This window comes from Bacillus sp. SIMBA_031, from assembly GCF_046535225.1.
In the GTDB taxonomy this organism is placed as follows: domain Bacteria; phylum Bacillota; class Bacilli; order Bacillales; family Bacillaceae; genus Bacillus; species Bacillus velezensis.
On the sequence record NZ_JAWRXC010000682.1, the window covers coordinates 1 to 236 of the forward strand.

At 60.2% G+C, this 236-nt stretch carries 1 protein-coding gene; it reads left to right on the plus strand.

Going from position 1 to position 236, the window contains the following annotated elements:
* Positions 1–236 (plus strand): hypothetical protein (locus tag SB724_RS21795; RefSeq protein WP_486304071.1); only part of this gene is annotated, 236 nt, incomplete at both ends.

A 236-nucleotide genomic window follows, 5' to 3' on the forward strand; every position in this document is an offset into this window, starting at 1 on the left:
GTGCCATCCAGGTCAAATACAACGCAGACCACGGTATCGACCCGCAGCCGTTGCGGAAGAAGATTGCCGACATCACGGATCAGCTGGCCAAGGAAGACGCGGACACCCAGGAATTGTTGAACAACAACCGTCTCGCCAAGGGTGCGAAGCGCGGCAAGTCAGCAGCCAAGGGTGCAGCCACTGTTCGCAAGGACGGGCTTTCCGCTGCGCCTGCCGAAGACCTGGTGGGACTGATC